Origin of the sequence: Pseudomonas sp. SWRI81 (assembly GCF_014268545.1) — a bacterium.
Lineage (GTDB): Bacteria > Pseudomonadota > Gammaproteobacteria > Pseudomonadales > Pseudomonadaceae > Aquipseudomonas > Aquipseudomonas hamedanensis.
Genome location: NZ_JABWQS010000013.1, coordinates 26175 through 50688 on the forward strand (window position 1 = coordinate 26175; position 24514 = coordinate 50688).

At 59.6% G+C, this 24514-nt stretch carries 28 protein-coding genes and 1 pseudogene; 18 read left to right on the plus strand and 11 right to left on the minus strand.

Annotation, left to right across the window (positions count from 1 at the left end; genetic code table 11):
- Positions 1-108 precede the first annotated feature (108 nt).
- The 4 genes from speB to HU765_RS10945 all read left to right on the plus strand — a co-directional run bounded on the left by speB (position 109) and on the right by HU765_RS10945 (position 4576).
- The gene (gene speB / locus HU765_RS10930; protein ID WP_003222717.1) at positions 109-1059 is read left to right on the plus strand and encodes an agmatinase; all 951 of its coding nucleotides are present in this window, start codon (positions 109-111) and stop codon (positions 1057-1059) included.
- Between the two features lie 10 nt (positions 1060-1069).
- Positions 1070-1492 carry a nuclear transport factor 2 family protein gene (locus HU765_RS10935; RefSeq protein WP_186620379.1) on the plus strand — a complete coding sequence of 141 codons (423 nt, stop codon included), beginning with the start codon at positions 1070-1072 and terminating at the stop codon, positions 1490-1492.
- A 51-nt stretch (positions 1493-1543) separates the two neighbouring features.
- Positions 1544-3046 (plus strand): cytosine permease, encoded by a 1503-nt coding sequence (locus HU765_RS10940; protein WP_186620381.1) that lies wholly within the window; start codon positions 1544-1546, stop codon positions 3044-3046.
- A gap of 150 nt (positions 3047-3196) precedes the next feature.
- On the plus strand, positions 3197-4576 hold the full coding sequence (locus HU765_RS10945) for a sodium:solute symporter (protein WP_186620383.1): 1380 nt from the start codon (positions 3197-3199) through the stop codon (positions 4574-4576).
- A 161-nt stretch (positions 4577-4737) separates the two neighbouring features.
- Here HU765_RS10945 and HU765_RS27030 read toward each other — a convergent pair whose 3' ends face one another.
- Both HU765_RS27030 and HU765_RS10950 read right to left on the minus strand, forming a co-directional pair.
- Positions 4738-4866, minus strand: coding sequence for a PA1414 family protein (locus HU765_RS27030; protein WP_003184145.1), 129 nt, complete (start codon positions 4864-4866; stop codon positions 4738-4740).
- A 141-nt stretch (positions 4867-5007) separates the two neighbouring features.
- A complete protein-coding gene (locus tag HU765_RS10950) occupies positions 5008-5901 on the minus strand; it encodes a LysR substrate-binding domain-containing protein (RefSeq protein WP_186620385.1) in 894 nt (297 codons plus the stop codon).
- 104 nt (positions 5902-6005) lie between these two features.
- Here HU765_RS10950 and HU765_RS10955 point away from each other — a divergent pair, with 104 nt between their 5' ends.
- Complete coding sequence (locus HU765_RS10955; RefSeq protein WP_186620387.1) at positions 6006-7187, plus strand: MFS transporter; 1182 nt, start codon at positions 6006-6008, stop codon at positions 7185-7187.
- Here HU765_RS10955 and HU765_RS10960 read toward each other — a convergent pair.
- From HU765_RS10960 to HU765_RS10970, 3 genes are all read right to left on the minus strand, one after another.
- The gene (locus HU765_RS10960) at positions 7132-8064 is read right to left on the minus strand and encodes an EamA family transporter (RefSeq protein ID WP_186620389.1); all 933 of its coding nucleotides are present in this window, start codon (positions 8062-8064) and stop codon (positions 7132-7134) included. The genes HU765_RS10955 and HU765_RS10960 overlap by 56 nt on opposite strands.
- Before the next feature lie 282 nt (positions 8065-8346).
- Complete coding sequence (locus tag HU765_RS10965) at positions 8347-8739, minus strand: DUF2177 family protein (RefSeq protein WP_186620477.1); 393 nt, start codon at positions 8737-8739, stop codon at positions 8347-8349.
- Positions 8740-8870: 131 nt separating this feature from the next.
- Positions 8871-9707, minus strand: a complete 837-nt coding sequence (locus HU765_RS10970) for a S1-like domain-containing RNA-binding protein (RefSeq protein ID WP_016771157.1) — start codon at positions 9705-9707, stop codon at positions 8871-8873.
- A gap of 339 nt (positions 9708-10046) precedes the next feature.
- On the opposite strand from HU765_RS10970, the gene HU765_RS10975 reads away from it, so the two are divergent.
- The 3 genes from HU765_RS10975 to HU765_RS10985 all read left to right on the plus strand — a co-directional run bounded on the left by HU765_RS10975 (position 10047) and on the right by HU765_RS10985 (position 12105).
- Entirely contained in the window at positions 10047-10235 is a 189-nt protein-coding gene (locus HU765_RS10975; protein WP_016985943.1) for a hypothetical protein, read from the plus strand.
- 206 nt (positions 10236-10441) lie between these two features.
- Entirely contained in the window at positions 10442-11158 is a 717-nt protein-coding gene (locus HU765_RS10980) for a TorF family putative porin (protein WP_186548745.1), read from the plus strand.
- Between the two features lie 77 nt (positions 11159-11235).
- A complete protein-coding gene (locus HU765_RS10985) occupies positions 11236-12105 on the plus strand; it encodes a DUF6279 family lipoprotein (protein ID WP_186620390.1) in 870 nt (289 codons plus the stop codon).
- Positions 12106-12236: 131 nt separating this feature from the next.
- Here HU765_RS10985 and HU765_RS10990 read toward each other — a convergent pair whose 3' ends face one another.
- The gene (locus HU765_RS10990) at positions 12237-12629 is read right to left on the minus strand and encodes a transcriptional regulator (protein WP_186620479.1); all 393 of its coding nucleotides are present in this window, start codon (positions 12627-12629) and stop codon (positions 12237-12239) included.
- A gap of 175 nt (positions 12630-12804) precedes the next feature.
- Here HU765_RS10990 and HU765_RS10995 point away from each other — a divergent pair, with 175 nt between their 5' ends.
- The 4 genes from HU765_RS10995 (at position 12805) to HU765_RS11005 (ending at position 14849) form a co-directional block, all read left to right on the plus strand.
- Positions 12805-13548 carry a thioredoxin family protein gene (locus HU765_RS10995; RefSeq protein WP_186620391.1) on the plus strand — a complete coding sequence of 248 codons (744 nt, stop codon included), beginning with the start codon at positions 12805-12807 and terminating at the stop codon, positions 13546-13548.
- A gap of 156 nt (positions 13549-13704) precedes the next feature.
- Positions 13705-13875, plus strand: coding sequence for a YhfG family protein (locus HU765_RS26790; RefSeq protein ID WP_225922823.1), 171 nt, complete (start codon positions 13705-13707; stop codon positions 13873-13875).
- On the plus strand, positions 13872-14483 hold the full coding sequence (locus tag HU765_RS11000; protein ID WP_186548753.1) for a Fic family protein: 612 nt from the start codon (positions 13872-13874) through the stop codon (positions 14481-14483). Before HU765_RS26790 ends, HU765_RS11000 begins: the two co-directional genes overlap by 4 nt.
- 90 nt (positions 14484-14573) lie before the next feature.
- Positions 14574-14849, plus strand: a complete 276-nt coding sequence (locus HU765_RS11005) for a hypothetical protein (RefSeq protein WP_186548755.1) — start codon at positions 14574-14576, stop codon at positions 14847-14849.
- Positions 14850-14900: 51 nt separating this feature from the next.
- On the opposite strand, the gene HU765_RS11010 is transcribed toward HU765_RS11005, so the two are convergent.
- On the minus strand, positions 14901-16241 hold the full coding sequence (locus HU765_RS11010; RefSeq protein WP_186548757.1) for a DEAD/DEAH box helicase: 1341 nt from the start codon (positions 16239-16241) through the stop codon (positions 14901-14903).
- 192 nt (positions 16242-16433) lie between these two features.
- Between HU765_RS11010 and HU765_RS11015 the strand changes: the two genes are divergently transcribed.
- Positions 16434-17732, plus strand: coding sequence for a mechanosensitive ion channel family protein (locus HU765_RS11015; protein WP_186548759.1), 1299 nt, complete (start codon positions 16434-16436; stop codon positions 17730-17732).
- Positions 17733-17747: 15 nt separating this feature from the next.
- Here the strand turns inward: HU765_RS11015 and HU765_RS27095 are convergent.
- Both HU765_RS27095 and HU765_RS11020 read right to left on the minus strand, forming a co-directional pair.
- Positions 17748-17837, minus strand: a pseudogene (locus HU765_RS27095) (metal ABC transporter ATP-binding protein); the annotation flags it as partial.
- 22 nt (positions 17838-17859) lie between these two features.
- Positions 17860-18726 carry a carboxylate/amino acid/amine transporter gene (locus tag HU765_RS11020; RefSeq protein WP_186620392.1) on the minus strand — a complete coding sequence of 289 codons (867 nt, stop codon included), beginning with the start codon at positions 18724-18726 and terminating at the stop codon, positions 17860-17862.
- Positions 18727-18765: 39 nt separating this feature from the next.
- On the opposite strand from HU765_RS11020, the gene HU765_RS11025 reads away from it, so the two are divergent.
- Positions 18766-19017 carry a hypothetical protein gene (locus HU765_RS11025; RefSeq protein ID WP_186620393.1) on the plus strand — a complete coding sequence of 84 codons (252 nt, stop codon included), beginning with the start codon at positions 18766-18768 and terminating at the stop codon, positions 19015-19017.
- A gap of 53 nt (positions 19018-19070) precedes the next feature.
- Here HU765_RS11025 and HU765_RS11030 read toward each other — a convergent pair whose 3' ends face one another.
- Together HU765_RS11030 and HU765_RS11035 are read right to left on the minus strand one after the other, a co-directional pair.
- Positions 19071-19670: an FMN-dependent NADH-azoreductase gene (locus HU765_RS11030; protein ID WP_186548763.1), complete on the minus strand. Its 600-nt coding sequence runs from the start codon at positions 19668-19670 to the stop codon at positions 19071-19073.
- A 232-nt stretch (positions 19671-19902) separates the two neighbouring features.
- Complete coding sequence (locus tag HU765_RS11035; RefSeq protein WP_101158571.1) at positions 19903-20217, minus strand: 3-phosphoglycerate kinase; 315 nt, start codon at positions 20215-20217, stop codon at positions 19903-19905.
- Positions 20218-20266: 49 nt separating this feature from the next.
- Between HU765_RS11035 and HU765_RS11040 the strand changes: the two genes are divergently transcribed.
- From HU765_RS11040 to HU765_RS11055, 4 genes are all read left to right on the plus strand, one after another.
- Entirely contained in the window at positions 20267-21190 is a 924-nt protein-coding gene (locus HU765_RS11040) for a LysR family transcriptional regulator (RefSeq protein ID WP_186548765.1), read from the plus strand.
- 14 nt (positions 21191-21204) lie between these two features.
- Positions 21205-22008: an alpha/beta hydrolase gene (locus HU765_RS11045; protein ID WP_186620394.1), complete on the plus strand. Its 804-nt coding sequence runs from the start codon at positions 21205-21207 to the stop codon at positions 22006-22008.
- A 3-nt stretch (positions 22009-22011) separates the two neighbouring features.
- Positions 22012-22575, plus strand: a complete 564-nt coding sequence (locus tag HU765_RS11050) for a peptidylprolyl isomerase (protein ID WP_186548769.1) — start codon at positions 22012-22014, stop codon at positions 22573-22575.
- A gap of 88 nt (positions 22576-22663) precedes the next feature.
- The gene (locus tag HU765_RS11055) at positions 22664-24496 is read left to right on the plus strand and encodes an ABC transporter ATP-binding protein (RefSeq protein WP_186620395.1); all 1833 of its coding nucleotides are present in this window, start codon (positions 22664-22666) and stop codon (positions 24494-24496) included.
- Positions 24497-24514: the final 18 nt, after the last annotated feature.

The window sequence follows — 24514 nt, forward strand, 5'->3', positions numbered from 1 at the left end:
GATTCTTCCCCGCCACTGCATTTCGCATCATCGGCCCCACAGCGGCGCCCGGACCTGTGTTCGACGGCGCGCCGGCATAAATAAAACAAAGACGATGAGGCCCTACCCGTGGACAAGATTCTTCACCAACCACTGGGCGGCAACGAAATGCCGCGCTTCGGCGGCATCGCCACCATGCTCCGACTTCCCCATGTACCGACCGCTGCCGGCCTGGACGCTGCCTTCGTTGGCGTGCCACTGGACATCGGCACTTCGCTGCGCCCCGGCACCCGCTTCGGGCCGCGCGACATTCGCACCGAATCGGTGATGATCCGCCCATACAACATGGCCACCGGCGCTGCGCCGTTCGATTCGCTGTCGGTCGCCGACATCGGCGATGTGGCGATCAACACCTTCAACCTGCTCGACGCCGTGCGCATCATCGAAGAAGCCTACGACAACATCCTTGAGCACAACGTTATTCCGATGACGCTGGGTGGCGACCACACCATCACCCTGCCGATTCTGCGCGCGATTCATAAGAAGCACGGCAAGGTTGGCCTGGTGCACATCGATGCCCATGCTGACGTCAACGATCACATGTTCGGCGAGAAAATCGCCCACGGCACCACCTTCCGCCGCGCTGTCGAAGAAGGCTTGCTCGATTGCGACCGTGTGGTGCAGATCGGCCTGCGTGCGCAAGGCTACACCGCCGATGACTTCAACTGGAGCCGCGATCAGGGCTTCCGTGTAGTGCAAGCCGAAGAGTGCTGGCACAAATCGCTGGCGCCGCTGATGGCCGAAGTGCGCGAGAAAGTCGGTGGCGGTCCGGTGTACCTGAGCTTTGACATCGATGGCATCGATCCGGCCTGGGCGCCCGGCACCGGCACCCCGGAAATCGGCGGTCTGACCACCATTCAGGCGATTGAGATTGTGCGTGGCTGCCAGGGCCTCGACCTGATCGGCTGCGATCTGGTAGAAGTCTCGCCCGCTTACGACACCACCGGCAACACCTCGCTGCTGGCCGCCAACCTGCTGTACGAAATGCTCTGCGTACTGCCTGGCGTGGTCCACCGCTGAGGGTTCGGTCATGCACGAACATGATCAGGTTTTGCACGCAGCCGCCGAACTGGTCGCCGCGTTTGCGCGCAATGATCGCGAAGCTTACTTCGGCGCGTTCAGCACCGATGCCAGCTTCGTGTTCTACACCCTCGACCAGCCGTTGCTGTCGCGCGATGCCTATCAGGCGTTGTGGGACCGCTGGCGCGCCGAGGAGGGTTTCGAGGTGCTGTCGTGTACCTCGAGCAACGCCTTCATCAGCCTGCAAGGTGACGTGGCGATTTTCATCCATGACGTGGCCACCGAGCTGCGCATGCAAGGGGAGCAACACTTTAGCCAGGAGCGCGAGACGATTGTTTTCAAAAAACAAACGTCGAGCCTAGAACAACAAGGCCTCTGGCTGGCCTGTCATGAACATTTGTCCGCAATGCCGGAAGGGCTGCCATCCCCTTAGCCAAGGGTGACGCTCACGCACGATGAGCGCGCCTGATGATCGGAGCAGATCATGAATAACAACAACAACGAAAAACGCCTTAGCAGCATAGAAACAAACGGGGTCGAACAGATTCCCGACCACGAACGCGACGCCCGACCCGGCGACTTGTTTCGCTTGATCTTCGGCGGCGCCAATACCTTCGCCACCGCTGTACTCGGCAGTTTCCCGGTGCTGTTCGGCCTGTCATTTCAGGCTGGCGTCTGGGCGATTGTGCTGGGTGTGGTGGTCGGTGCACTGATCCTCGCGCCGATGGGCCTGTTCGGCCCGCTCAACGGCACCAACAACGCCGTGTCTTCCGGTGCGCACTTCGGCGTGCACGGGCGGATTGTCGGTTCGTTCCTGTCGTTATTGACGGCGATCGCGTTCTTCTCGCTCTCGGTGTGGAGTTCGGGCGACGCGCTGGTCGGCGGCGCCAAACGCCTGCTCGATCTGCCGGAAACCGACCTGACCCTGGGCCTGGCCTACGGCTTGTTCGCACTGCTGGTGCTGACCGTGTGCATCTACGGCTTCCGCTTCATGCTGTGGGTCAACCGCATCGCAGTGTGGGCCGCGAGTCTGTTGTTCCTGCTCGGCATCTTCGCTTTCGCCCCCGCTTTCGACAGCCAGTACGCCGGCAGCGTGGCGCTGGGTCAGGCCGGGTTCTGGGCGGCGTTCATCGGCGCGGCGCTGGTGGCGATGAGCAATCCGATCTCCTTCGGTGCGTTCCTTGGCGACTGGTCGCGCTACATCCCGCGTGAAACGCCGAAGGGGCGGATCATGCTGGCGGTGATCGCCGCGCAACTGGCCACGTTGATCCCGTTTCTGTTCGGCCTCGCCACCGCGACCATCGTCGCGATCAAGGCGCCGGATTACATCGCGGCGAACAACTACGTCGGCGGCTTGCTGGCGGTGTCGCCGAGCTGGTTCTTCCTGCCGGTGTGCCTGATTGCGGTGATCGGCGGGATGTCGACCGGCACCACCTCGCTGTATGGCACCGGGCTGGACATGTCCAGCGTGTTTCCGCGGGTGCTGTCGCGGGTCAAGGCGACCTTGCTGATCGGCGTGCTGTCGATTGCCTTCATCTTTATCGGCCGTTTCGCCGCCAACCTGGTGCAGAGCGTATCGACCTTCGCCGTGCTGATCATCACCTGCACCACGCCGTGGATGGTGATCATGATCATCGGCCTGCTGGTGCGTCGCGGCTTCTACTGCCCGGATGACCTGCAAGTATTCACCCGCGGCGAACAGGGCGGACGCTACTGGTTCAGCCATGGCTGGAACTGGCGCGGCCTCGGTGCGTGGATCCCGAGCGCACTGGTCGGCCTGTGCTTCGTCAACCTGCCGGGACAGTTTGTCGGCCCGCTGGGCGAGATGGCCGGCGGCATCGACATCAGCTTGCCGGTGACATTGGGCCTGGCGTCGGTGGTGTACCTGACATTGCTCAAGCTGTTCCCGGAACCACGAGAGGTGTTCGGGCCGACCGATGTGCGCAGCGAAGCCGCCATAAAACCCGAACTACGTCAGGCCGCCTGACGCGGCCCCCTGTAGGAGTGAGCCTGCTCGCGATAGCGGACTTCCAGCCACATCAATGTTGAATGTGCTGCAGTCATCGCGAGCAGGCTCACTCCTACAAGGAACTGATCTCAGCCCCACCATAAAAAAGACAATCGGAGACACGCCATCATGGCTTTGGATTTATTCGTCGTCCTCATCTACGCCGCCGGCATGCTCTTGCTCGGCTATTTCGGCATGCGCAAGGCCAAGACCAACGAGGACTTTCTCGTGGCCGGTCGCAACCTCGGCCCCAGTCTGTACATGGGCACCATGGCCGCGACCGTACTCGGCGGTGCGTCCACCGTCGGCACCGTGCGTCTGGGCTATGTGCACGGTATCTCCGGCTTCTGGCTGTGTGCGGCGCTGGGTTGCGGCATCGTCGCGCTGAACCTGTTCCTCGCCAAGCCGCTGCTGAAACTGAAGATCTACACCGTTACCCAAGTCCTGGAAAAGCGCTACAACCCGATGGCGCGCTCGGCGAGTGCGGCGATCATGCTGGCCTACGCGCTGATGATCGGCGTGACCTCGATTCTCGCCATCGGCACCGTGCTGCAAGTGCTGTTCGGCCTGCCGTTCTGGATCTCGGTGCTGCTGGGCGGTGGTGTGGTGGTGATTTACTCGGCGATCGGCGGGATGTGGTCGCTGACCCTGACCGACATCGTGCAGTTCATCATCAAGACCGTCGGCTTGATGTTCATCTTGTTGCCGATCTGCCTGTACCGCGTCGGCGGCTGGGACGAATTGGTGCTGAAACTGCCGGCCACCGCCTTCAGCTTCACCACGATCGGCTGGGACACGATCATCACCTACTTCATGATCTACTTCTTCGGCATCCTGATCGGTCAGGACATCTGGCAACGGGTATTTACCGTCAAGACCGCCAAGGTCGCGCAATACGCCGGCAGCATCGCGGGAATCTACTGCATCCTTTACGGCCTGGCTTGCGCGCTGATCGGCATGGCAGCGCACGTGCTGATTCCGGATCTGGACAACGTCAACAACGCGTTCGCCGCCATCGTCAAACTGTCGCTGCCTGACGGGATCCGTGGTCTGGTCATCGCGGCCGCGCTGGCCGCCATGATGTCCACCGCCAGCGCCGGCTTGCTCGCCGCCGCCACCACGCTGACCGAAGACCTGCTGCCGAAACTGCGTGGCGGCAAGCAGTCGAGCCTGGGCGTGAACCGCTTGTTCACCCTGCTGACGGGTATCGTCGTGCTGGGTATCGCACTGGTGGTGAATGACGTGATCAGCGCCCTCACCCTTGCCTACAACCTGTTGGTAGGCGGCATGCTGATTCCGCTGATCGGCGCGATCTTCTGGAAACGCGCGACCACCGCCGGCGCCATCGCCAGCATGGGCCTGGGCTTCGCCACGGCGCTGCTGTTCATGTTCAAGGACGGTCTGGACGCCAATACGCCGATCTATTACAGCCTGGCGGTGGGTCTGGTGAGTTTCGTCGTGGTCAGCTTGTGCTCGCGTCGCCCGGCCACGGTGGCGACTGCGGTCTGAACTTGATGTAACGACTTGATGTTTTCTTCAGCGGGTGTGGCGTCGGTGGCCACACCCGTTTTTTTTGCCTGGATAAAAGCAAAAGATCGCAGCCTTCGGCAGCTCCTACAATATGTAGAAACTGCCGACGGCTGCGATCTTGAAATCGCTGATCGGTGGTATTAACGCCGACGTGGCTGGCGCCGACGCTGCTCGTCATCAGTGCGAATCGGTACCGGTTGCAGAGGCGGTTCGATCAAGCCGAGGGCAACACCCAGGTCGTGCAGCCAGTTTTGAATTTTCTCTTTCATCGTATGCCCCCTTCAGGGTGGTGCTGAGCGGCCGGAATTCTGTGGCGGCTTCGCACTGATAATAGTCCGAAGTCCTACGCAATGCTCGGTGAAATCCGCAATGATCTGTTACTGAATTGAACAGAATCTGTTGCTACAGGTTCACGCTATTTCACGGGTCTCCAGCGCAGGCGCGGGATAGACCGCTTGCTGCACCTCGATCCATGCATTGAGATTCGCTCCGACCATGCCTTTGCGCCACATGAGCCACGTTGTCGCAGCCACGAACGGCTCGGCCAGCGGATGCGCCGCAACACTTTCGCGGCCGGGCAGACTGGCCAGCATCGATTCCGCCATCAGCGCCACGCCACTGCCGGCGATCACGCAGGCGAGCATGCCCTGATACGACTCGATCTCCATCGCCCGGCCCATGGCCGCGTGGTAGTGGGCGTACCACGCTTCCAGGCGCATGCGATAAGAGCAGCCCTGGCGAAAGGTGAACACCGCGCGCCCCTGCACATCCAGCGCGCTGCGCACCGGCGGATGATCGATTTCAGTGATCAGCACCAGCCGTTCTTCGCACAACGGCACGCCGTCGAGCCCGGCCAGTTCCAGCGGGCCATCGACCAACGCGGCATCAAGGCGTCTACTGAGCAGGCCTTCAAGCAACTCACCGCTCGGCGCCGACTGCACTTGCAGATTCACCGCCGGGTACTGCTTGTGATAACGCGCCAGCAACGCCGGCAGATGGATCGCCGCCGTGCTGTACATGGTGCCCAAGGCAAAGTCCCCTGCCGGCTGCCCGCCCATGACTGCGGCACTGGCCTGGTCACGCAGGGCGAACAACTTGCCGGTGTAGTCCAGCAGGACCTTTCCCGCAGGCGACAACTGCAAACGCTGACGCTCGCGGACGAACAGTTCGACGCCCAATTGCTCTTCAAGCTGTTTAAGGCGGGTCGACAGATTCGACGGCACCCGGTGCAGGCGTTCGGCAGCACGGGTGATCGAACCTTCTTCGGCAACGGCCTGAAAAATCCGCAGTTGGCTGAACTCCACAAGCTTTCTCCTGAACAGAACAAGTTACTCACTATTATTCAATTTTAAAGAAAGTCAATCAGCCCTAGCCTGACGGTCATTGTTCTTTTGACGGAAGCCCGACCATGTCGCCGCTGATTCGCTTATCCGCCTGCTTCGTTGCCCTGATGATGGCCATGGGCATCGGACGTTTCGCCCTCACACCGCAGATGCCGCACTTGCTCAGCGAAGGCCAGTTCGACCTGACGGCCGCCGGTCTGATTGCGGCGGCCAACTACCTGGGCTATCTGCTGGGTGCCGTGGATGCGATGTTCGCGCATCGTCCGCAGCAGGTGCAGCGCCGCCTGCACGGCGGTTTGTGGCTGTGCGTGCTGCTGACACTGGCCTCGTTTTGGGCCAACGGTTTCTGGTCGCACCTGATGCTGCGCTTTGGCACCGGCGTCGCCAGCGCCTGGGTGCTGGTGATGATCACGTCACTCAGTCAGCCACTGGCGGCGGCAGCGGGTCGGCCACGCTGGGGCGCGCTGGTGTTTGCCGGGCCGGGTCTGGGGATTTTTCTGACGGGGTTGCTGGCGCTGATCTCACATCGATTGCAGCAGACATCAGCGACGCTGTGGATGATTTATGCCGGCGCCGCGTTGCTGATAATGCTCGGGGTCTGGCGGTTCCTGCCGCAGCCCCCGGTTGTCACGACGGCAGCGACGACCCAAGTGGCCTCAGCAAGTCGTGGCATTGGCCGGTTGGCGCTGGTGTACGCGCTGTACGGCATCGGCTACATCATCCCGGCGACGTTTCTCGCGCAAATGGCCAATGCGCAATTTCACGGGCAATGGCAGGCGGATCTGTTCTGGCCGTGCTTCGGCCTGGGCGCGGCGATTGGCGTGTGGCTGGTGAGCTGGCGCCGGCATGATCGCGAAACCACGCGGCACTGGCTGATGGCGACGCTGTGGCTGCAAGCGGCCGGCGTGTTTGCCTGCCTGCTGGGCAGTGGCCTCGGCCTGGCGCTGGGCGTGATCCTGTGCGGTACGCCGTTTCTGGCCTGCATGCAATTGGTCATGCAGCGCTCGCGGGAGCTGGCGCCCCACGCTGTCCAGCGTAATGCCGGCCTGCTGACGGCGTGCTTTGCCATCGGCCAGCTCAGCGGCCCGTTGCTGGCGGCGCTGAGCAGTCATTTCAGTGGCGGTTTGCAGCCGGCACTGGTCATCGCCGGCGCAGGCCTGTTGATTGCCGGAGGTCTGGCGCGGCAGTCGACTAACGCTGGCCCAGCGCTTTGCGCAAACGCCGACGCAGCCACTGTTCGGCACTGACGAAGGTGATGCCGAGCAACACCAGTACGGCGCCGATGACGAAGTTCAGGCTCAACGCTTCTCCGAGCAGCAGCACGCCGAAGGTCACGCCGAACAACGGCGTCATGAACGAGAACACCGCCAGGTTGGCCGCCAGATAACGGCGCAGGAGCCAGAACCACACCAGGTAACTGAAGAACGACACCACCAGTCCCTGAAACAGCACGCTGGCCACCGCCACGGTGGTCAGGCTGACGTGGGTGATCTGGCCGCTGAACAGCGCAATCAACAGCAGGCCGATGAAACCGACCATCAATTGATAAAACAAGGTCAGCGTTACCGGCGCTTCCGACAATCGCGAGGCACGCACCACTACGGTGGTCGCGCCCCAGCAAGCGCCGGCCAGCACGCCGAAGGCATCGCCCAGCAGCATGCGCCGGTCGAGGTTATCCCACGACACACCGCCGGCGAAGGCAACCGCGATGCCGATGAATGCGAGCAGAATCCCAAGCCACTGCAACGGCCGCAGGCGCTCACTGGCCAGCAGGAAATGCACGCCGAGTGCAGTAAAAATCGGCGCGGTATACAGGAACACCGACATGTGCGCGGCGGTCGTCAGTTGCAGACCTTCAGCGATGAACAGGAACTCCAGACCAAACAACGCACCGGCCAGCAAGCCGCCACGCCAGGTGCTGCCGACCTGATCCCAGCCGCCCTTCCAGCAGATCAGCAGGCCGACCAGCAGCGCGGAAATCCCCGAGCGCCCCGCCGCCTGCATCACCGGCGCGATGTCCGCAGCAGCCCACTTGATCAGAACTTGTTGCACACCCCAGATCAGGCACAGGCCGATCATCACTTGCAGGGCAAACCCGTCGGCATTACGCCGCTCGGCACTCACCGCAACACCTCGTATGCACACAACATGGCAGGCCATCCAATGGTCAGAAATCAATGTTGAGGATTATCAATCAGACGCGCGGAAAAAGGCGTCTGGAAAAGACATTTAGTTCGCCAGTGACGCCAGTGCTGAATGGCTGACGGCTGCGCCGTCATTCGCGGGCAAGCCCGCTCCCACAGGGGATTTGTGGTGGATGTGGAATGTGTGAACGACGGGAATTCATTGTGGGAGCGGGCTTGCTCGCGAAGAGGCCAGCATTGCCAACGCAACTGAAAGATCAGCTCACGCGAATCGCTTCGCCATCAAATAACCCACCGTGCAGGCAACTGCAGTCGCCACCGTTCCCCAAGCCCAGTCCATCAAACTCACCTGCATCGACCAGCCGCGCAGGGTCGCCCAATTGGTCAGGTCATAGGTGCCATAGGCCACCAGCCCCAACAGCGCACCGAGCTTCGCCGCTCGCTGCCAGCTCAGCGCCGGCAACACCACAAACACCACACAGCCGAAAACGTACAGGCAATAAAAAACCGCTGCGGGGACCAGCAGCGGTTGTTCCAGCATCAGCGCACCGAGCAGTTCGCGATAGGTCGGCGCCATCAGCAGCCCGAGCCAGATGCCGTCGAGCAGCAGAAACGTCAGCAGCGTAGCGACGTACGCGATCAGCGGCTTTTTCATTTGCTCATCTCTCTTGATGTAGGCGCTGCCGACGGCTGCGATGTTTTGATCTGTTTTTTCAAGATCAAGATCAACAGATCGTCCGAACGCGGCCCGAGCCTTCGGCAGCGCCAACATGGGCCTGCGAGAACTCAGGTCAGTTCAATGCGATCGGCGTGAATGACGATCTTGCCTTCCTTGTACAGCGAACCGATGGCTTTCTTGAAGTTGCCTTTGCTGACGCCGAACAGGCTGCTGATCAACGCCGGGTCGCTCTTGTCGCTGACCGCCAGGGTGCCGTCGTTTTCACGCAACTTGCCGAGGATCTTCGAACTCAGGCTGCTGGCCGCTTCCTGGCCGACCGGTTGCAGGCTCAGGCTGATTTTGCCGTCGGCGCGCACTTCCTTGATGAAGCCTTTTTCGCGCATGCCCGAGCGCATGAACTTGAAGATTTCGTTCTTGTGGATCAAGCCCCAGTGCTTGTTGTTGATGATCGCCTTGAAGCCCATGTCGGTGGCTTCGGCCACCAGCAGGTCAACTTCCTGGCCCGGGCTGTAAGTCGCAGGGGTCTTGTCCAGATAACGATCAAGCCGCGCGGTGGCGGTGATGCGGCGGGTGTGTTTGTCGAGGTAGACATGCACCACGCAATATTCGCCGGCGGTCATCTGCCGTTTCTCTTCCGAGTATGGCAACAACAGATCCTTTGGCAGCCCCCAATCGAGGAATACCCCGATGCTGTTGACTTCAACCACTTTCAGGCTGGCAAATTCGCCGACCTGAACTTTCGGTTTTTCCGTGGTGGCGAGAAGTTTGTCTTCGCTGTCCAGATAAATAAAAACATTGAGCCAGTCTTCATCTTCGCTGGGAATATCTTTGGGGATATAACGGTTGGGCAACAGAATCTCGCCGTCAGCACCGCCGTCCAGATATAAACCGAAGTTAGTGTGTTTAACCACTTGCAAACTGTTGTAACGCCCGACTAAAGCCATTTCCTGAACCCTCATTGCGTGGGCGGCATTCTACCCGTTTTTGCCGGCAACGTCGGGCGCCAGATCCTCGCAGCGCTAAATCTGCTTCAACGTCTTGATTTTCCTCGTTTGCAGCCCGACGGAGATGCCGCTCGTCAGTCCAGCCGAGCGCGTGGCGGCCATCCGCCGAAGCACCGTCAGAATAAATGTTCGTATTTAAAACAGCAGCTTAGCCGCCTATTACGAATATCGAAGCGACAATAATGCAGCGCCGGGGTTGGTTATTCCGGGGGATATTTACCAAGCAATTGTCAAGTTATTCCTGTACGATGTCTGGCCGAGTTACTTTTCTAAAGGTTAATGGCCGCCATGCGTGTAAAAGCATCCACCAGCAAAGCAAAGCCAGCTCCAGCCGTTGAAACCAGCGAATCGATTAACGATCAAATCGCAGCGTTCCTCAAATCCGGCGGCGAAATTCAGCAAATTGCCAAAGGCGTCAGCGGCCAGACGTTCGGCCCGTCCAAGCAGATCAGCCTGGGCAAGAAGTAACAACCCGGTTTACCCCCGTCCAGAGGCGCTTTGAGCTTCGAAGCGCCTGGACTGGCACCGCGCAATTCCCCCTTCGCTTTAAACAAAAACCTCGAAAATCGACGAACGGCCATCAATGCCGAGCATTCGCCGGTATCCTTGCACGCGTCTAGATCAAGCGTTTCAGCAGGCCCATGGTCCTGCGCTCGCGGTTCATGGAGTGACGCATGCGCCTATCTTCCTGTTTATTGCTCGTCAGCCTGCTATCGGCAGCGACCGCGCACGCCCAGGTTTTTCAGCGCGAACTGGGCGATTTCGATCTCAAACTCGGCACGACTCCCAGCCGCAGCATGGCCCAGGGCCTGGTGAAACCGGCGGCGGTCGGCTCATTCCATGGCGGCCTCGACTTGAGTCACGACAGCGGCGTGTATTTCGGCCAATACGCACCGAGCATGGGCATCACGCCGGGCAAGAATCTTGAAATCGACTCCTACGTAGGCTTTAAGCAGCCTTTCGATCAGACCCTCGGCTATGAAGTCGGAATGATCCACTACAGCTATCCTCGCGTGGACACCCTCGACAGTCAGGAGGTGTTCGGCGGGCTGACCCTGCTCGGCAGCCGCTTCGGCGTCGCCTTGAGCAACGACCCGGATAAACAGAACAACACGCTGTTTGCCGATCTCGGCGGTAACCAACCGTTCGGCATCGGTGTCAGCATGAAATACACCACCCATCAACTGAACACCCCCGCCGCGGTGGACGGTGGCTATATCAGCAGTTTCACCGACTGGTCGGTGAAGTTGTCCCGGCCGTTCATGGGCGTCGATCTCGACCTGATCTATAGCAATTCCAGCCTCAGCGGCAGCGATTGTTCGGCCTATTCCGGGCACAACAGCCAGTGCGACGGTCTCGTCACCCTCAAGGCTGCCCACGCCTTCTATTGATCGGCTGAACTGCCGCGCGCATCCTGCATCACATAAGAATCAGATTCCCGAAGCCAGGCTCTCGCAAGGATTTGCCCATGTCTCGCTGGTTCAAACAGATTGCCGCCCTGCTGATCTTCACCCTCGCCCTCGGCGCCTGCAGCCGTGTCGGCCTGGCCTACCGCAACCTCGACGTGATCATCCCGTGGACGCTTGGCGACTACGTGGACATGAGCGGCGAGCAGAAAGACTGGTTCAACGAACGCCTCAAGGGCCACTTGAGCTGGCACTGCACCACTCAATTGCCGGGTTACCTTGACTGGTTGGACCGATTGCAGGCCATGGTCGAACGCAATCAAATCACCGACGCCGCCCTGCAGGAACGCACCGCCGAAGCCAAACAGGCGATCGCCGAAACCGCGCGGGAAATCACCCCGTCGGCCATCGAACTGCTGCAAGGCCTGGACGATAAACAGGTCGCGGAAATGAACGACGCGTTCGCCAAGGATCTGCGCAAGCGCCAGCAGGAATACCTCAAACCGCCCTTGGCGCAACAGATCAAGGAACGCGGAGAGCGCATGGAAAAGCGCCTGAATGACTGGCTGGGACCGTTGAGCGACACGCAGAAGCAACGCGTCGCGGCCTGGAGCAACGCGCTGGGCGATCAGAACACCCAGTGGATTGCCAACCGCGCCCATTGGCAGCAACAGTTCAGCGCCGCCGTTGCGCAACGCCAGAGTCCGCAATTCCCACAACGCATCGAGACGCTTCTGGTCAACCGCGAGCAGTTATGGACAGCGGATTACCGCAAGGCCTACGCCAACACGGAAGCGCAGGCACGTGCACTGTTTGTCGACCTTATGGCCGAGAGCACGCCGCAACAGCGAGAGCGCTTGCTGAAAAAGATCGAGGGCGTGCGCAAAGACTTCAATGACCTCAAATGCCTGAAGGCCGCACATAAATCTTGAGATCACTCGATTCCAATGTGGGAGCGGGCTTGCTCGCGAAAGCGGTGGGTCAGCAACGTTTGAGTTGGCTGAATCAGCGCTTTCGCGAGCAAGCCCGCTCCCACAGGTTTTTCATTACGCCCTTAACAAAATCAGGCGATTTGCGCTTTTGACGCCACCTCATCAAACGTCAGCTCATCCAGCGCATCCTCCTGCTCATCCAGCACCTGACGCGGATGGTCATTGCCGGGAATGCTGCTGTCGATCAGGCTCAGCAATCTCGAGCCACGCGGCGTCAGCACGAAGTTCTCGCCATTGCCGCCCTCTTCCTCCGGCCGAGGCTCGATGTAGCCGCGCTCCAGCAAGAGCTTTTCGTATTGGCAGGCCTCTGTTTTCAAGTGATCCAGATTCCCTACGGATTCACCGACCGCCGCCTGGTCCGCAGCATGCTGCTCGGCATAAGGTCGTGGCGTAAAACTGTGGCCAGCGCTGTTCTGCACTTCATGCAGCAAACGCTCAATCAAATCCCAGTTATAAGTCGTCATCCTGATCCAACCTCCGGTGCGGGTGATGTGTGCCGCGTTCAAAGGTTGTGACCGAAGCGCTGCGCAGCCGTTCAGCCGCATTTACGGCGTCCGACCGACCGACGGTGTGTCGATTCTTCGGTACGTTAAACGACTAGTCTGAAACAGCCGGTTTAACCCCGCAGGAGACATCGTCATGAACGTTGAGAACCATCCGGTGGTAACACGCGAAGCCTGGCTCGCCGCCCGCCAGCAACACCTGGCCCACGAAAAAGCCTTCACCCGGGAACGCGACCGCCTCAGCGCCGAGCGCCGCGCCCTGCCGTGGGTAAAAGTCGACAAGGATTACCATTTCCAGAGCGCGAGCGGCGAAGTGAAACTCAACGACCTGTTCGGCAAGCACAGCCAGTTGATCATTTACCACTTCATGTTCGCCAAAGATTGGCAGGAAGGTTGCCAGGGCTGCTCGTTCCTCAGCGATCACATCGACGGCGCCAATCAACATCTGGCCCACCACGATGTCGCGGTGGTGGCAGTGTCCCACGCGCCGTTTAACGAGTTTCAGGCATTCAAACAAAGGATGGGCTGGAAGTTCGACTGGGTTTCGTCCGAGGGTTGCGACTTCAATTACGACTTCGGCGTCTGCGCTCGGGCTGAAGACGTCGCGGAGGGAAAAGCCACGTATAACTACGAAAAAACCGACAGCGCCGAGGAAGAAATGCCGGGGCTGAGCGTGTTTTATCGAAACGACCAAGGCGAGATATTCCATACCTACTCCACTTACGCCCGAGGCCTGGACATGCTGGTCGGCGCTTACCACTACCTTGATCTGACGCCCAAGGGCAGAAATGAGGACGAGATCATGGAATGGGTGCGGCATCATGATCGGTACGACGAAGCGATGAAGCCGGGCTGCTGTCATGGCGAGCAGCGTTCTTGAGCGTAATCTGTGACCGTAGGCTAGCCTGGCGTACTTCTGCGCCGAAAGCGCACGGCGAGTGGATTCACCAGGACTTTCGATTGTGCGATGCTAGGTCATCGGGCCCATCGGGTGCCCGTCCGCTATAATAGGCGCACCTGACATTGAGGGGGCAGGATGGAAAAGCTCAGTTTAGAAACCAAGAAAGTTTGGTTCGCCAAGCATCGCAGAGCCAACTTCGCAGCTAGTTTGCGTCTGGAAGGTTTCGCTCCTTCGCCTTGCGATGGAGACATCAAACTTCCTACTCGGGAGGCTGCCTTGAAAGCCGTCCGGCACGTAAAACCTTGAGTAATGATAAATACGGTGCTGACCAAGCCCCGGATTGCTATCCGGGGTCAGACGTACTCATCAATCTGCTCGATTTACGCACTGCGGAGGATCTGGACGAAGCGGAACGCTATATCAACGAAGTAGCTGCCGCGAAGCTTGAATTCATTACCCCTCCGTACAGTCTTGCTACGTTGAGGGACGTTCACCGCACCTTATTCGAAAAAGTTTATTCTTGGGCGGGTGAAATCCGCACGCTGGCGATCAGCAAAGGCAGCACCCGTTTTTGCAGCCCGGACTTCATTGAGCGCGAGGTCGAAAAAGAGTTTTCGAAAATGGCCGCTGCGGGCTGGTTCGAGGACTATTCTCGTGATCACCTCATCCACACCGTGGCCGAGACGTATGGAAATATCAACGTTGCCCACCCGTTCAGAGAAGGTAACGGACGAACCCAGCGTATCGTCTTTGAGTACATTATTCTCAACGCAGGCTATTCAATCGATTGGCATTCAGTGGATCGCGAAGGATGGATTGATGCATGCATTCACTCCTTCTACGGAGTTGATCAACCTCTTATCGATATCTTTGATCGCTGCATCGGCACTTCGCTAAGTGAGTTGGACTTCTGATCCAAATTCTCACTGCTAAGCACACTGAACTTTTCCCAGGCTTTAGCCCTCAACCGGTTAACCCGCCTTAACCGGAACTGAGGCCTGCCCATGAAAACCCTGATCAAGCTGTCCCTCGCCGCTACGCTGGCCTGTGCCCTGCCCGTCTGGGCCTGTACGCCCGAAGAGGCCGCGGTCAAACGTGAGCAACTGGCCAAGGAGGTTGCGAAACTCACCGAGCAAAATCCGGCCAAGGCCAAGGAGATCAACGCCGAGTTGCAGAAAATGAATCTGGGCACGGCCAGCGCCGATCTACCGGACAAGTGTCAGCTGATCGATAAGCGCTTGCAGGAACTGGGTTCGGCGGAGAAAAAAGCCGACAGTTGAGACATAAAAAAACCGGACAATGTCCGGTTTTTTTATGCGCGATACTAAAGCTTACTCAGCCGCAGGCTCGGCCGGCTTGCGGCGCTTGAGCGGGGCCATGCCGTCGCTGCTCACCAGAGAATCCGGCTTTGGACGGTTGACGCTCTTGCGCTTGGTCGGCGTCTTGGCGGCGGTTTTCTTTTTGTCACCCTTGGCGTCGGTCTTTTTCTTCTTCACGCCGACGGCTTTGCCCGAGGCCTTGACCTTTTTCGGCCCGCCGTAGGTGCCTTTGACTTCCTTGATCGTGCGGCGCTCGAAGCTCTGCTTCAAGTAGCGCTCGATGCTCGACATCAGGTTCCAGTCGCCGTGGCAGATCAGCGAGATCGCCAGGCCATCGTTGCCGGCGCGGCCGGTACGACCGATGCGGTGTACGTACTCGTCGCCGCTGCGTGGCATGTCGAAGTTGATCACCATGTCCAGGCCATCGACGTCCAGACCACGAGCCGCAACGTCAGTCGCGACGAGGATCTTCACGCCGCCCTGCTTCAGGCGATCGATCGCCAGTTTGCGATCCTTCTGGTCTTTCTCGCCGTGCAGCACGAACGCCTTGTATTCCTGAGCCACGAGGCGGCCATAAATACGGTCGGCCATGGCGCGGGTGTTGGTGAAGATGATGGCTTTCTGGTAGGTCTCGTTGGCCAGCAGCCAGTTCACAATCTGCTCTTTGTGCTGATTGTGGTCGGCGGTGATGATTTGCTGACGCGTCGTCGAGTTCAGTTGGCTGACCGCATTGAGCTGCAAGTGCTCAGGATTGTTCAGCACCTTGGCGATCATCTCGCGCAGGCCGGAACCGCCAGTGGTGGCGGAGAACAGCATGGTCTGCTGACGGTTCGGGCATTCGTCGACCAGACGTTGCACGTCTTCGGCGAAGCCCATGTCGAGCATGCGGTCGGCTTCGTCGAGTACCAGCACTTCGACTTCTTTGAGGTCGAGGTTGCCGGCGTTGAGTTGCTCGATCATCCGCCCCGGCGTACCGATGAGGATGTCCGGCACCTTGCGCAGCATCGCCGCCTGGACCTTGAAGTCTTCACCACCGGTGATCAGGCCGGACTTGATGAAGGTGAACTGCGCGAAGCGCTCAACTTCCTTCAACGTCTGCTGGGCCAGCTCGCGGGTCGGCAGCAGGATCAGGGTCTTGATGCTGACGCGGATCTTCGCCGGGCCGATCAGGCGATTGAGGATTGGCAAAACGAATGCAGCGGTTTTGCCGCTACCGGTTTGCGCCGTCACCCGCAAATCACGCCCTTGGAGCGCCAGCGGAATGGCCGCGGCTTGCACAGGCGTTGGCTCGACAAATTTCAGCTCGGCCACGGCTTTAAGCAGGCGTTCGTGCAGGGCGAATTGGGAAAACACGGGTGCTACCTCGAAGATATGCAAAAAAACAGCTGCATAGATTACCGGTTTCGAGCACTCAGGCCGAGTTTCTTTGTGCAAACGGTGGCAATCAGTGGTTTTTTTGTTGCCCGTTTTGTCGCCGACCGCAATACGCAGCGTCTTAAATGCTCTAATTGCCCCTCGCGTCTTTATAGAAGAAACGTTTCGCTTATGGATATCAAACAGCTCTGGCTCAACGCCCAGGACCTCTGGGGCACCCTTGAACAGCATCCGCTCTTGCAGTCGGGACTGGCGCTGATGGTGCTGCTGGTGATCGCGCTCGTGCTCGGACGAGTGGCGCGCTACCTGATCCTGCACGCCAGCCGCATGCTCGGTCGCCAGCCGGCTCTGCACTGGATCAATGACTTCCGGCACAACAAGGTGTTTCAGCGCCTGGCGCAGATGACGCCATCGCTGGTGATCCAGTTCGGCCTGCATCTGGTGCCGGAACTCAGCAAAACCTCGATGAATTTTCTCGGCAACGTGGCGCTGGCGTTCACCATTCTGTTCCTGCTGCTGGCGATCAGCGCCCTGCTCAATGCCTTGCTCGACATCTATGCGCGTACCGAGCACGCCCGCACGCGCTCGATCAAAGGCTATGTGCAACTGGCGAAAATGGTCTTGTACGTGTTCGGCGCGATCATCATTGTCGCCACCCTGATCGACCGTTCGCCGCTGTTGCTGCTGTCGGGTCTGGGTGCAATGTCGGCGGTGATCCTGTTGGTCTACAAGGACACGTTGCTGTCATTCGTCGCCAGCGTGCAGCTGACCAGCAACGACATGCTGCGCGTCGGCGACTGGATCGAGATGCCGCAGGTCGGCGCCGATGGCGACGTGGTCGACATCACCCTGCACACGGTCAAGGTGCAGAATTTCGACAAGACCATCGTCTCGATCCCGACCTGGCGCCTGATGTCCGAGTCGTTCAAGAACTGGCGCGGCATGCAGCAATCCGGCGGACGACGGATCAAGCGCAGCCTGTTCATCGATGCCAGCGGCGTGCGTTTCATCCGCGATGACGAAGAAGAAAAGCTCTCGCAAGTGCACCTGCTGACCGACTACATGAGTCGCAAGAAAGCCGAGCTCAAGGCGTGGAACGAGGCCCAAGGCAATGTCGCGGCGATGTCGGCCAACCGTCGGCGCATGACCAATGTCGGCACCTTTCGCGCTTATGCGCTGGCGTACCTGAAGAGTCATCCGGAAATTCAGCCGAACATGACCTGCATGGTTCGCCAGATGCAAACCACCGCGCAGGGCATTCCGCTGGAAATCTACTGCTTCACCCGCACCACCGTGTGGGCCGATTACGAGCGGATTCAGGGGGATATTTTTGATTATCTGCTGGCGGTGCTGCCGGAGTTCGGACTGAGTCTGTATCAACAGCCCAGTGGCGGGGACTTGCGCGCGGGGTTATTGCCGGCGGTGTTGGGCTCGGCGAGCATTCCGGAGCCTGAAAAACACGTTATGTAACCCTGCAAATCGAAACTGTGGGAGCGGGCTTGCTCGCGAAAGCGCAGTGTCATTCAACAAAGAGATTGACTGACCTGACGCCTTCGCGAGCAAGCCCGCTCCCACATTGGTATTTGTGAATCAGCGGTTACGCGGTGGCCGCGGATTTTCGAATCCCCAACCGGCTGATCCACACAGCGGCGAGGATCACACTGCCGCCGAGGAACAACCGCCCCAGTTCCTCATGCTGATTCCAGATCAGCAAATTCAACAACAACCCCACCGGCACATGCAGGTTGTTCATCACCGCCAGGGTGCCGCCATTGACCATGCATGCGCCCTTGTTCCACCAGTACAGGCCCAATGCCGTCGAAACCAGCCCGAGGAACAGCAACACCGCCCATTGCAGTGGCGCCTCTGGTAGAAAGTTCGACTTGCCGAACAGCAGAAACGCCGGCAGTACCACCATCAATGCGCCCAGGTAGAAATAACCGAAGCGGCGGTAATGCGGCAGATCACTCGGGTGTTTCGCTACCAGATGCTTGTACAGCACCTGCCCGGCGGCGTAGGTGAAGTTAGCCAGTTGCAGCAACAGGAAGCCCATGAAGAAGTCCGGACTGATGCTGTCGAAACGAATCACCGCCGCGCCACCGACTGCCACCAGCGCGGCGATCAACGCCCACGGGTTGAAGCGGCGGTTCAGCGCGTCTTCGATCAAGGTCACATGCAAAGGCGTGAGAATGGTAAATAGCAACACCTCCGGTACGGTCAGCACGCGGAAGCTCAGATACAGACAGACGTAAGTCACGCCGAACTGCAAGGCGCCGATCAGCAGCATGCCACGCATGAACGCCGGCTCCACCGAACGCCAGCGCGTCAACGGAATAAACACCAACCCGGCCAGCACCACACGCACCAGCACCGCGAAGTAACTGTCGACATGCCCCGCCAGGTACTCGCCGATCAGACTGAAAGAGAACGCCTGGATCAGCGTGACAAAAAGTAGATAGCCCATACTCGCCTCGAAATCGAATGGCGGCGACGATAGCGTTTTTTGCGCCAGACCGCGAACCCACTGACAACACAATCCCCTGTAGGAGTGAGCCTGCTCGCGATGGCGGTGTTTCAGTCAAAACTGATGCGTCTGAACGACCGCTATCGCGAGCAGGCTCACTCCTACAAGGAAATCTATCCTGCTCATCAAATCGCAGACAAAAAAAAGCCCGATCTCGCTAAAGCGTTCAATCGGGCTACAGCACTCAGGAGCAAAAGTGCAAAGGGAGGTTCGATGCGCGTAGAGCCTTGAAGGGGTTGCGCCAGATCACTAGACCATCCAGCGATTATCTGGCGATTAACCGATCAAGCGACCTGAGACAATTTGGCGTTGGCCTGATTCAGCCCCCTCTCCTGGAAGTCACCGCCCAGGTTCATGCCCTCGGCATGGATAAAGGTCACGTCATGGATACCAATGAACCCCATGACCTGACGCAAATACGGTTCCTGATGATCCGCCGGACCACCGGCATACACGCCACCGCGGGCGGTCAACACAAAGGCACGCTTGCCGTTGAGCAGGCCTTGCGGGCCGGTTTCGGTGTATTTGAACGTCACGCCGGCACGCAGCACATGATCGAGCCAGGCCTTGAGGGTGCTCGGGATCGCAAAGTTGTACATCGGCGCAGCCATGACCAGCACATCGGCGGCGAGCAGTTCATCGGTCAAGGCGTTGGAGCGGTCCAGCGAGGATTGCTCGGCGTCGTTACGCTGCTCGGCGGGTTTCATCCAGCCACCCAGCAAGTTGCTGTCCAGATGCGGCACCGGGTTCACGGCGAGGTCACGCACGGTGATCTGATCGGCAGGGTGCGCGGCTTTCCATTGAGCGATGAAGGTCTGGGTCAGTTGACGGGAAACCGAGTCTTGCTGGCGGGCGCTGCTTTCGATGATCAGAACGCGGGACATGGTGTGTAGCCTCCATCCGAGAATGTTGTAAGTCGATGGAGTGGAGGTTAAACAGCGTCGAATCGATAAAAAAGCGCAAATATCCGCTGTAATCCATCGATAAATTCGTTTATAAGCTAACGCATACCCTTGTAGGAGTGAGCCTGCTCGCGATAGCAGTGTGTCAGGCAACATTGATGTACCTGATACACCGCTATCGCGAGCAGGCTCACTCCTACAAATGCAAAACCGCTTATTTCGGGGTGCAGGTCAGTTTGATGCGCAGCTTGATGATCTCGCGGGTGAACTTGGCCGTGGCGTTTTTATGTTTGCCGGCCGGTACGTCGATGCTGCGCGTTCGCGGTGCTTCCGGACCGTTGCTGAACACTGCGCGGCAGGTCGCGTCGACGTCACCGTAGTTGGCCACCCGGATCGAGCCGATGTCGTTGTCGGTATCGAAAGTCTCGTAGTCGATCTTCATGCCGTTGAGATCCTTCTGCACATCGATCGGATAGGCAAACGCGGTCAACGGCAGCAGCGCCAGCAGCACACAACAGAATTTTTTCATTCGGCAGTCTCCATGAGGGACGGCCAGCTTAGGACAAGAGGAGCTATTGATGAAAGCGCCCCGTGTAACCCTTGATCAGTGGCGAACATTGCAGGCCGTGGTCGACCACGGCGGATTCGCCCAGGCCGCCGAGGCCCTGCATCGTTCGCAGTCGTCGGTGAGCTACACCGTGGCGCGCATGCAGGACCAGCTCGGCGTGCCGCTGCTGCGCATCGACGGGCGCAAAGCCGTGCTCACCGAAGCCGGCGGCGTGCTGCTTCGGCGCTCGCGCCAACTGGTGAAACAGGCCAGCCAACTGGAGGACCTCGCCCATCACATGGAGCAAGGCTGGGAAGCGGAAGTGCGACTGGTGGTCGATGCGGCCTATCCGAGCGCCCGCCTCGTCCGCGCGCTGACCGCGTTTATGCCGCAAAGCCGTGGCTGCCGCGTGCGTCTGCGCGAAGAGGTCCTGTCGGGCGTGGAGGAAGTATTGCTCGAAGGCGTCGCCGATCTGGCGATCACCGGGCTGAGCATTCCCGGTTATCTCGGCGCCGAGTTGTGCGATGTCGAATTCATCGCCGTCGCCCACCCGGAACACTCACTGCACCGGCTCAACCGCGAGCTGAGCTTCCAGGACCTGGAAAACCAGATGCAAGTGGTGATTCGCGACTCCGGCCGCCAGCAGCCACGGGACGTCGGCTGGCTCGGCGCGGAGCAGCGCTGGACCGTCGGCAGCCTGGCCACGGCGGCCACCTTCGTCAGCAACGGCCTGGGCTTCGCCTGGCTGCCGCGCCACATGATCGAACGGGAATTGAAAGAAGGTTCGCTCAAGCTGCTGCCGTTGGATCAGGGTCGCAGCCGCAATTCCAACTTCTACCTGTACACGAACAAGGAAAAACCCCTGGGCCCGGCCACGCAAATCCTCATCGAGTTGTTGCGCACCTTCGACACCTTGCCGCTGGACGCACCGTTCGCTGCCCCCGAACAAGCCTGACACGGAGTTCACCGATGGCGTATTTCGAGCACGAAGGTTGCAACCTGCACTACGAGGAATATGGCCACGGTGCGCCGTTGCTGCTGGTTCACGGGCTCGGCTCGAGCACGCTGGACTGGGAGATGCAGATCCCGGCGCTGGCCGCGCACTACCGGGTGATCGTCGCGGACATTCGCGGCCACGGGCGTTCGGACAAACCGCGCGAACGCTACAGCATCGCCGGTTTCAGCGCTGACCTGGTGGCTCTGGCCGAACACCTGAAGCTCGGCCCGGTGCATTACGTCGGGCTGTCGATGGGCGGCATGATCGGCTTTCAACTGGCCGTCGATCAGCCGCAACTTCTCAAGAGCCTGACCATCGTCAACAGCGCGCCACAAGTCAAAGTGCGCACTCGCGACGATTACTGGCAGTGGTTCAAGCGCTGGAGCCTGATGCGCCTGCTCAGCCTGGAAACCATCGGCAAGGCCCTCGGCAGCAAACTTTTTCCAAAACCGGAACAAGCCGATCTGCGCCGTAAAATGGCTGAACGCTGGGCAAAAAACGACAAACGTGCTTATCTCGCCAGCTTCGATGCGATTGTTGGCTGGGGCGTTCAGGAACGACTTTCCCGGGTGTCCTGTCCAACGCTCGTCATCAGCGCCGACCGTGACTACACACCGGTGGCATTGAAAGAAACCTATGTGAAACTATTGCCGAATGCGCGGCTGGCGGTGATTGCCGATTCGCGCCACGCCACTCCGCTCGATCAACCCGAACGTTTCAATCAAACGCTGCTGGAATTTCTACAGGCAGCCGACCTTCAATCTCAGGATCACTGACCCATGCTGAAAAAACTCGCCCTCGCCGCTGGTACCGTGCTGTTCGCCGCCAACCTGATGGCTGCCACGCCGGCCAAAGCACCCCACGTGCTGCTGGACACGACCAACGGCCAGATCGAAATCGAACTGGACCCGGTCAAGGCACCGATCAGTACCAAGAACTTTCTTGAGTACGTCGACAGCGGTTTCTACAACAACACCATTTTCCATCGTGTGATCCCGGGCTTCATGGCCCAGGGCGGCGGTTTCACCCAGCAGATGCAACAGAAAGACACCAAGGCGCCGATCAAGAACGAAGCCAGCAATGGCCTGCACAACGTTCGCGGCACCCTGTCGATGGCGCGCACCTCCAACCCTGACTCGGCCACCAGCCAGTTCTTCATCAACGTTGCCGACAACGCCTTCCTCGACCCGGGCCGTGACGCCGGTTACGCGGTGTTCGCCAAAGTGGTCAAGGGCATGGATGTCGTAGACGTCATCGTCAACTCGCAGACCACCACCAAAAGCGGCATGCAAAACGTGCCGGTCGACCCTGTGATCATCAAGTCGGCCAAGCGCATCGACTGAGTTTCGCCGGGCATACCGAGCGGCGCCGGGCTGAGCCTGCGCCGCTCGCACTGATAAAAGGAGAGCCCGGATTCCGGGCGGTTATCTGATGCTCTATCGCCGTTTCGAACAACTGATCGATATCTTCCGCGACGCCCCGACGGCGTCCCCGCCGGACCGCGTCTGGCCCTTCTACATCTATTACCTGAAGCAGGTCTGGCCGAGCTTCGCCGCCCTGCTTGTGGTCGGCCTGTTCGCCGCGTTGATCGAAGTGGCGCTGTTCAGCTACCTGAGCCGTATCATCGATCTGGCCCAGGGCACACCGAACCCGAATTTCTTCAGCGACCACGCCCTCGAACTGACGTGGATGCTGGTGGTCGCCCTTGTGCTGCGACCGATTTTTTTCGGCCTGCACGATCTGCTGGTGCACCAGACCCTGAGTCCCGGCATGACCAGCATGATCCGCTGGCAGAACCACAGCTATGTGCTCAAGCAAAGCCTGAATTTCTTCCAGAATGACTTCGCCGGGCGCATCGCCCAGCGCATCATGCAGACCGGCAACTCGCTGCGCGATTCTGCCGTACAAGCGGTCGACGCGCTGTGGCACGTGGTGATCTACGCAATCAGTTCGCTGGTGCTGTTCGCCGAGGCGGACTGGCGCCTGATGATTCCGCTGCTGACGTGGATCGTCGCCTACATCGGCGCGCTGTACTACTTCGTTCCCCGCGTGAAAGACCGTTCGGTGGAAGCCTCCGACGCGCGCTCGAAACTGATGGGGCGCATCGTCGACGGCTACACCAACATCGCCACGCTAAAGCTGTTCGCCCACACCAACTTCGAACAGCACTACGCGAAAGAAGCCATCGAAGAACAGACCGTCAAGGCGCAGATGGCCGGACGCGTGGTCACCAGCATGGACGTGGCAATCACTGCCATGAACGGCTTGCTGATTGTCGGCACCACCGCGCTGGCTTTGTGGCTGTGGACACAATCGCTGATCACCGTCGGCGCGATTGCCCTGGCCACCGGCCTGGTGATTCGCATCGTCAATATGTCCGGCTGGATCATGTGGGTGGTCACCGGCATTTTCGAGAACATCGGCATGGTTCAGGACGGTCTGCGCACCATCTCGCAACCGGTCAGCGTCACCGACCGCGAGCAGGCCAGGCCGCTGGACGTGGCCCGTGGCGAAGTGCGTTTCGAGCAGGTGGATTTTCACTACGGCAAGCAGAAAGGCATCATCGGCGACCTCAACCTGACCATCAAACCGGGCGAGAAAATCGGCTTGATCGGGCCGTCCGGCGCCGGTAAATCGACCTTGGTCAACCTGTTGCTGCGCCTGTACGACGTCGAGGGTGGGCGCATCCTGATCGATGGGCAGAACATCGCCGAAGTCGGCCAGGAAAGCCTGCGTGCGCGGATCGGCATGATCACTCAAGACACCTCGCTGCTGCACCGCTCGATCCGCGACAACTTGCTTTACGGCAAACCGGATGCGACCGATGCCGAGTTGTGGGATGCGGTGCACAAGGCTCGCGCCGATGAGTTCATTCCTCTGCTGTCCGACGCTGAAGGCCGCACCGGTTTCGATGCGCATGTCGGCGAGCGCGGGGTGAAACTGTCCGGCGGTCAGCGTCAGCGCATCGCGATTGCGCGAGTGTTGCTCAAGGACGCGCCGATTCTGATCATGGACGAAGCCACCTCGGCGCTGGACTCGGAAGTCGAAGCGGCGATTCAGGAAAGCCTCGAGACTTTGATGCAGGGCAAAACCGTGATCGCGATTGCCCACCGCCTCTCGACCATCGCACGCATGGACCGGCTGGTGGTGCTGGAGAACGGCAAAATCGCCGAGAGCGGCACCCATGCCGAACTGCTCGCGCATCGAGGCTTGTACGCGCGGTTGTGGGCGCACCAGACCGGAGGCTTTGTCGGCATCGATTGAGATTGCCGATCACCGCCC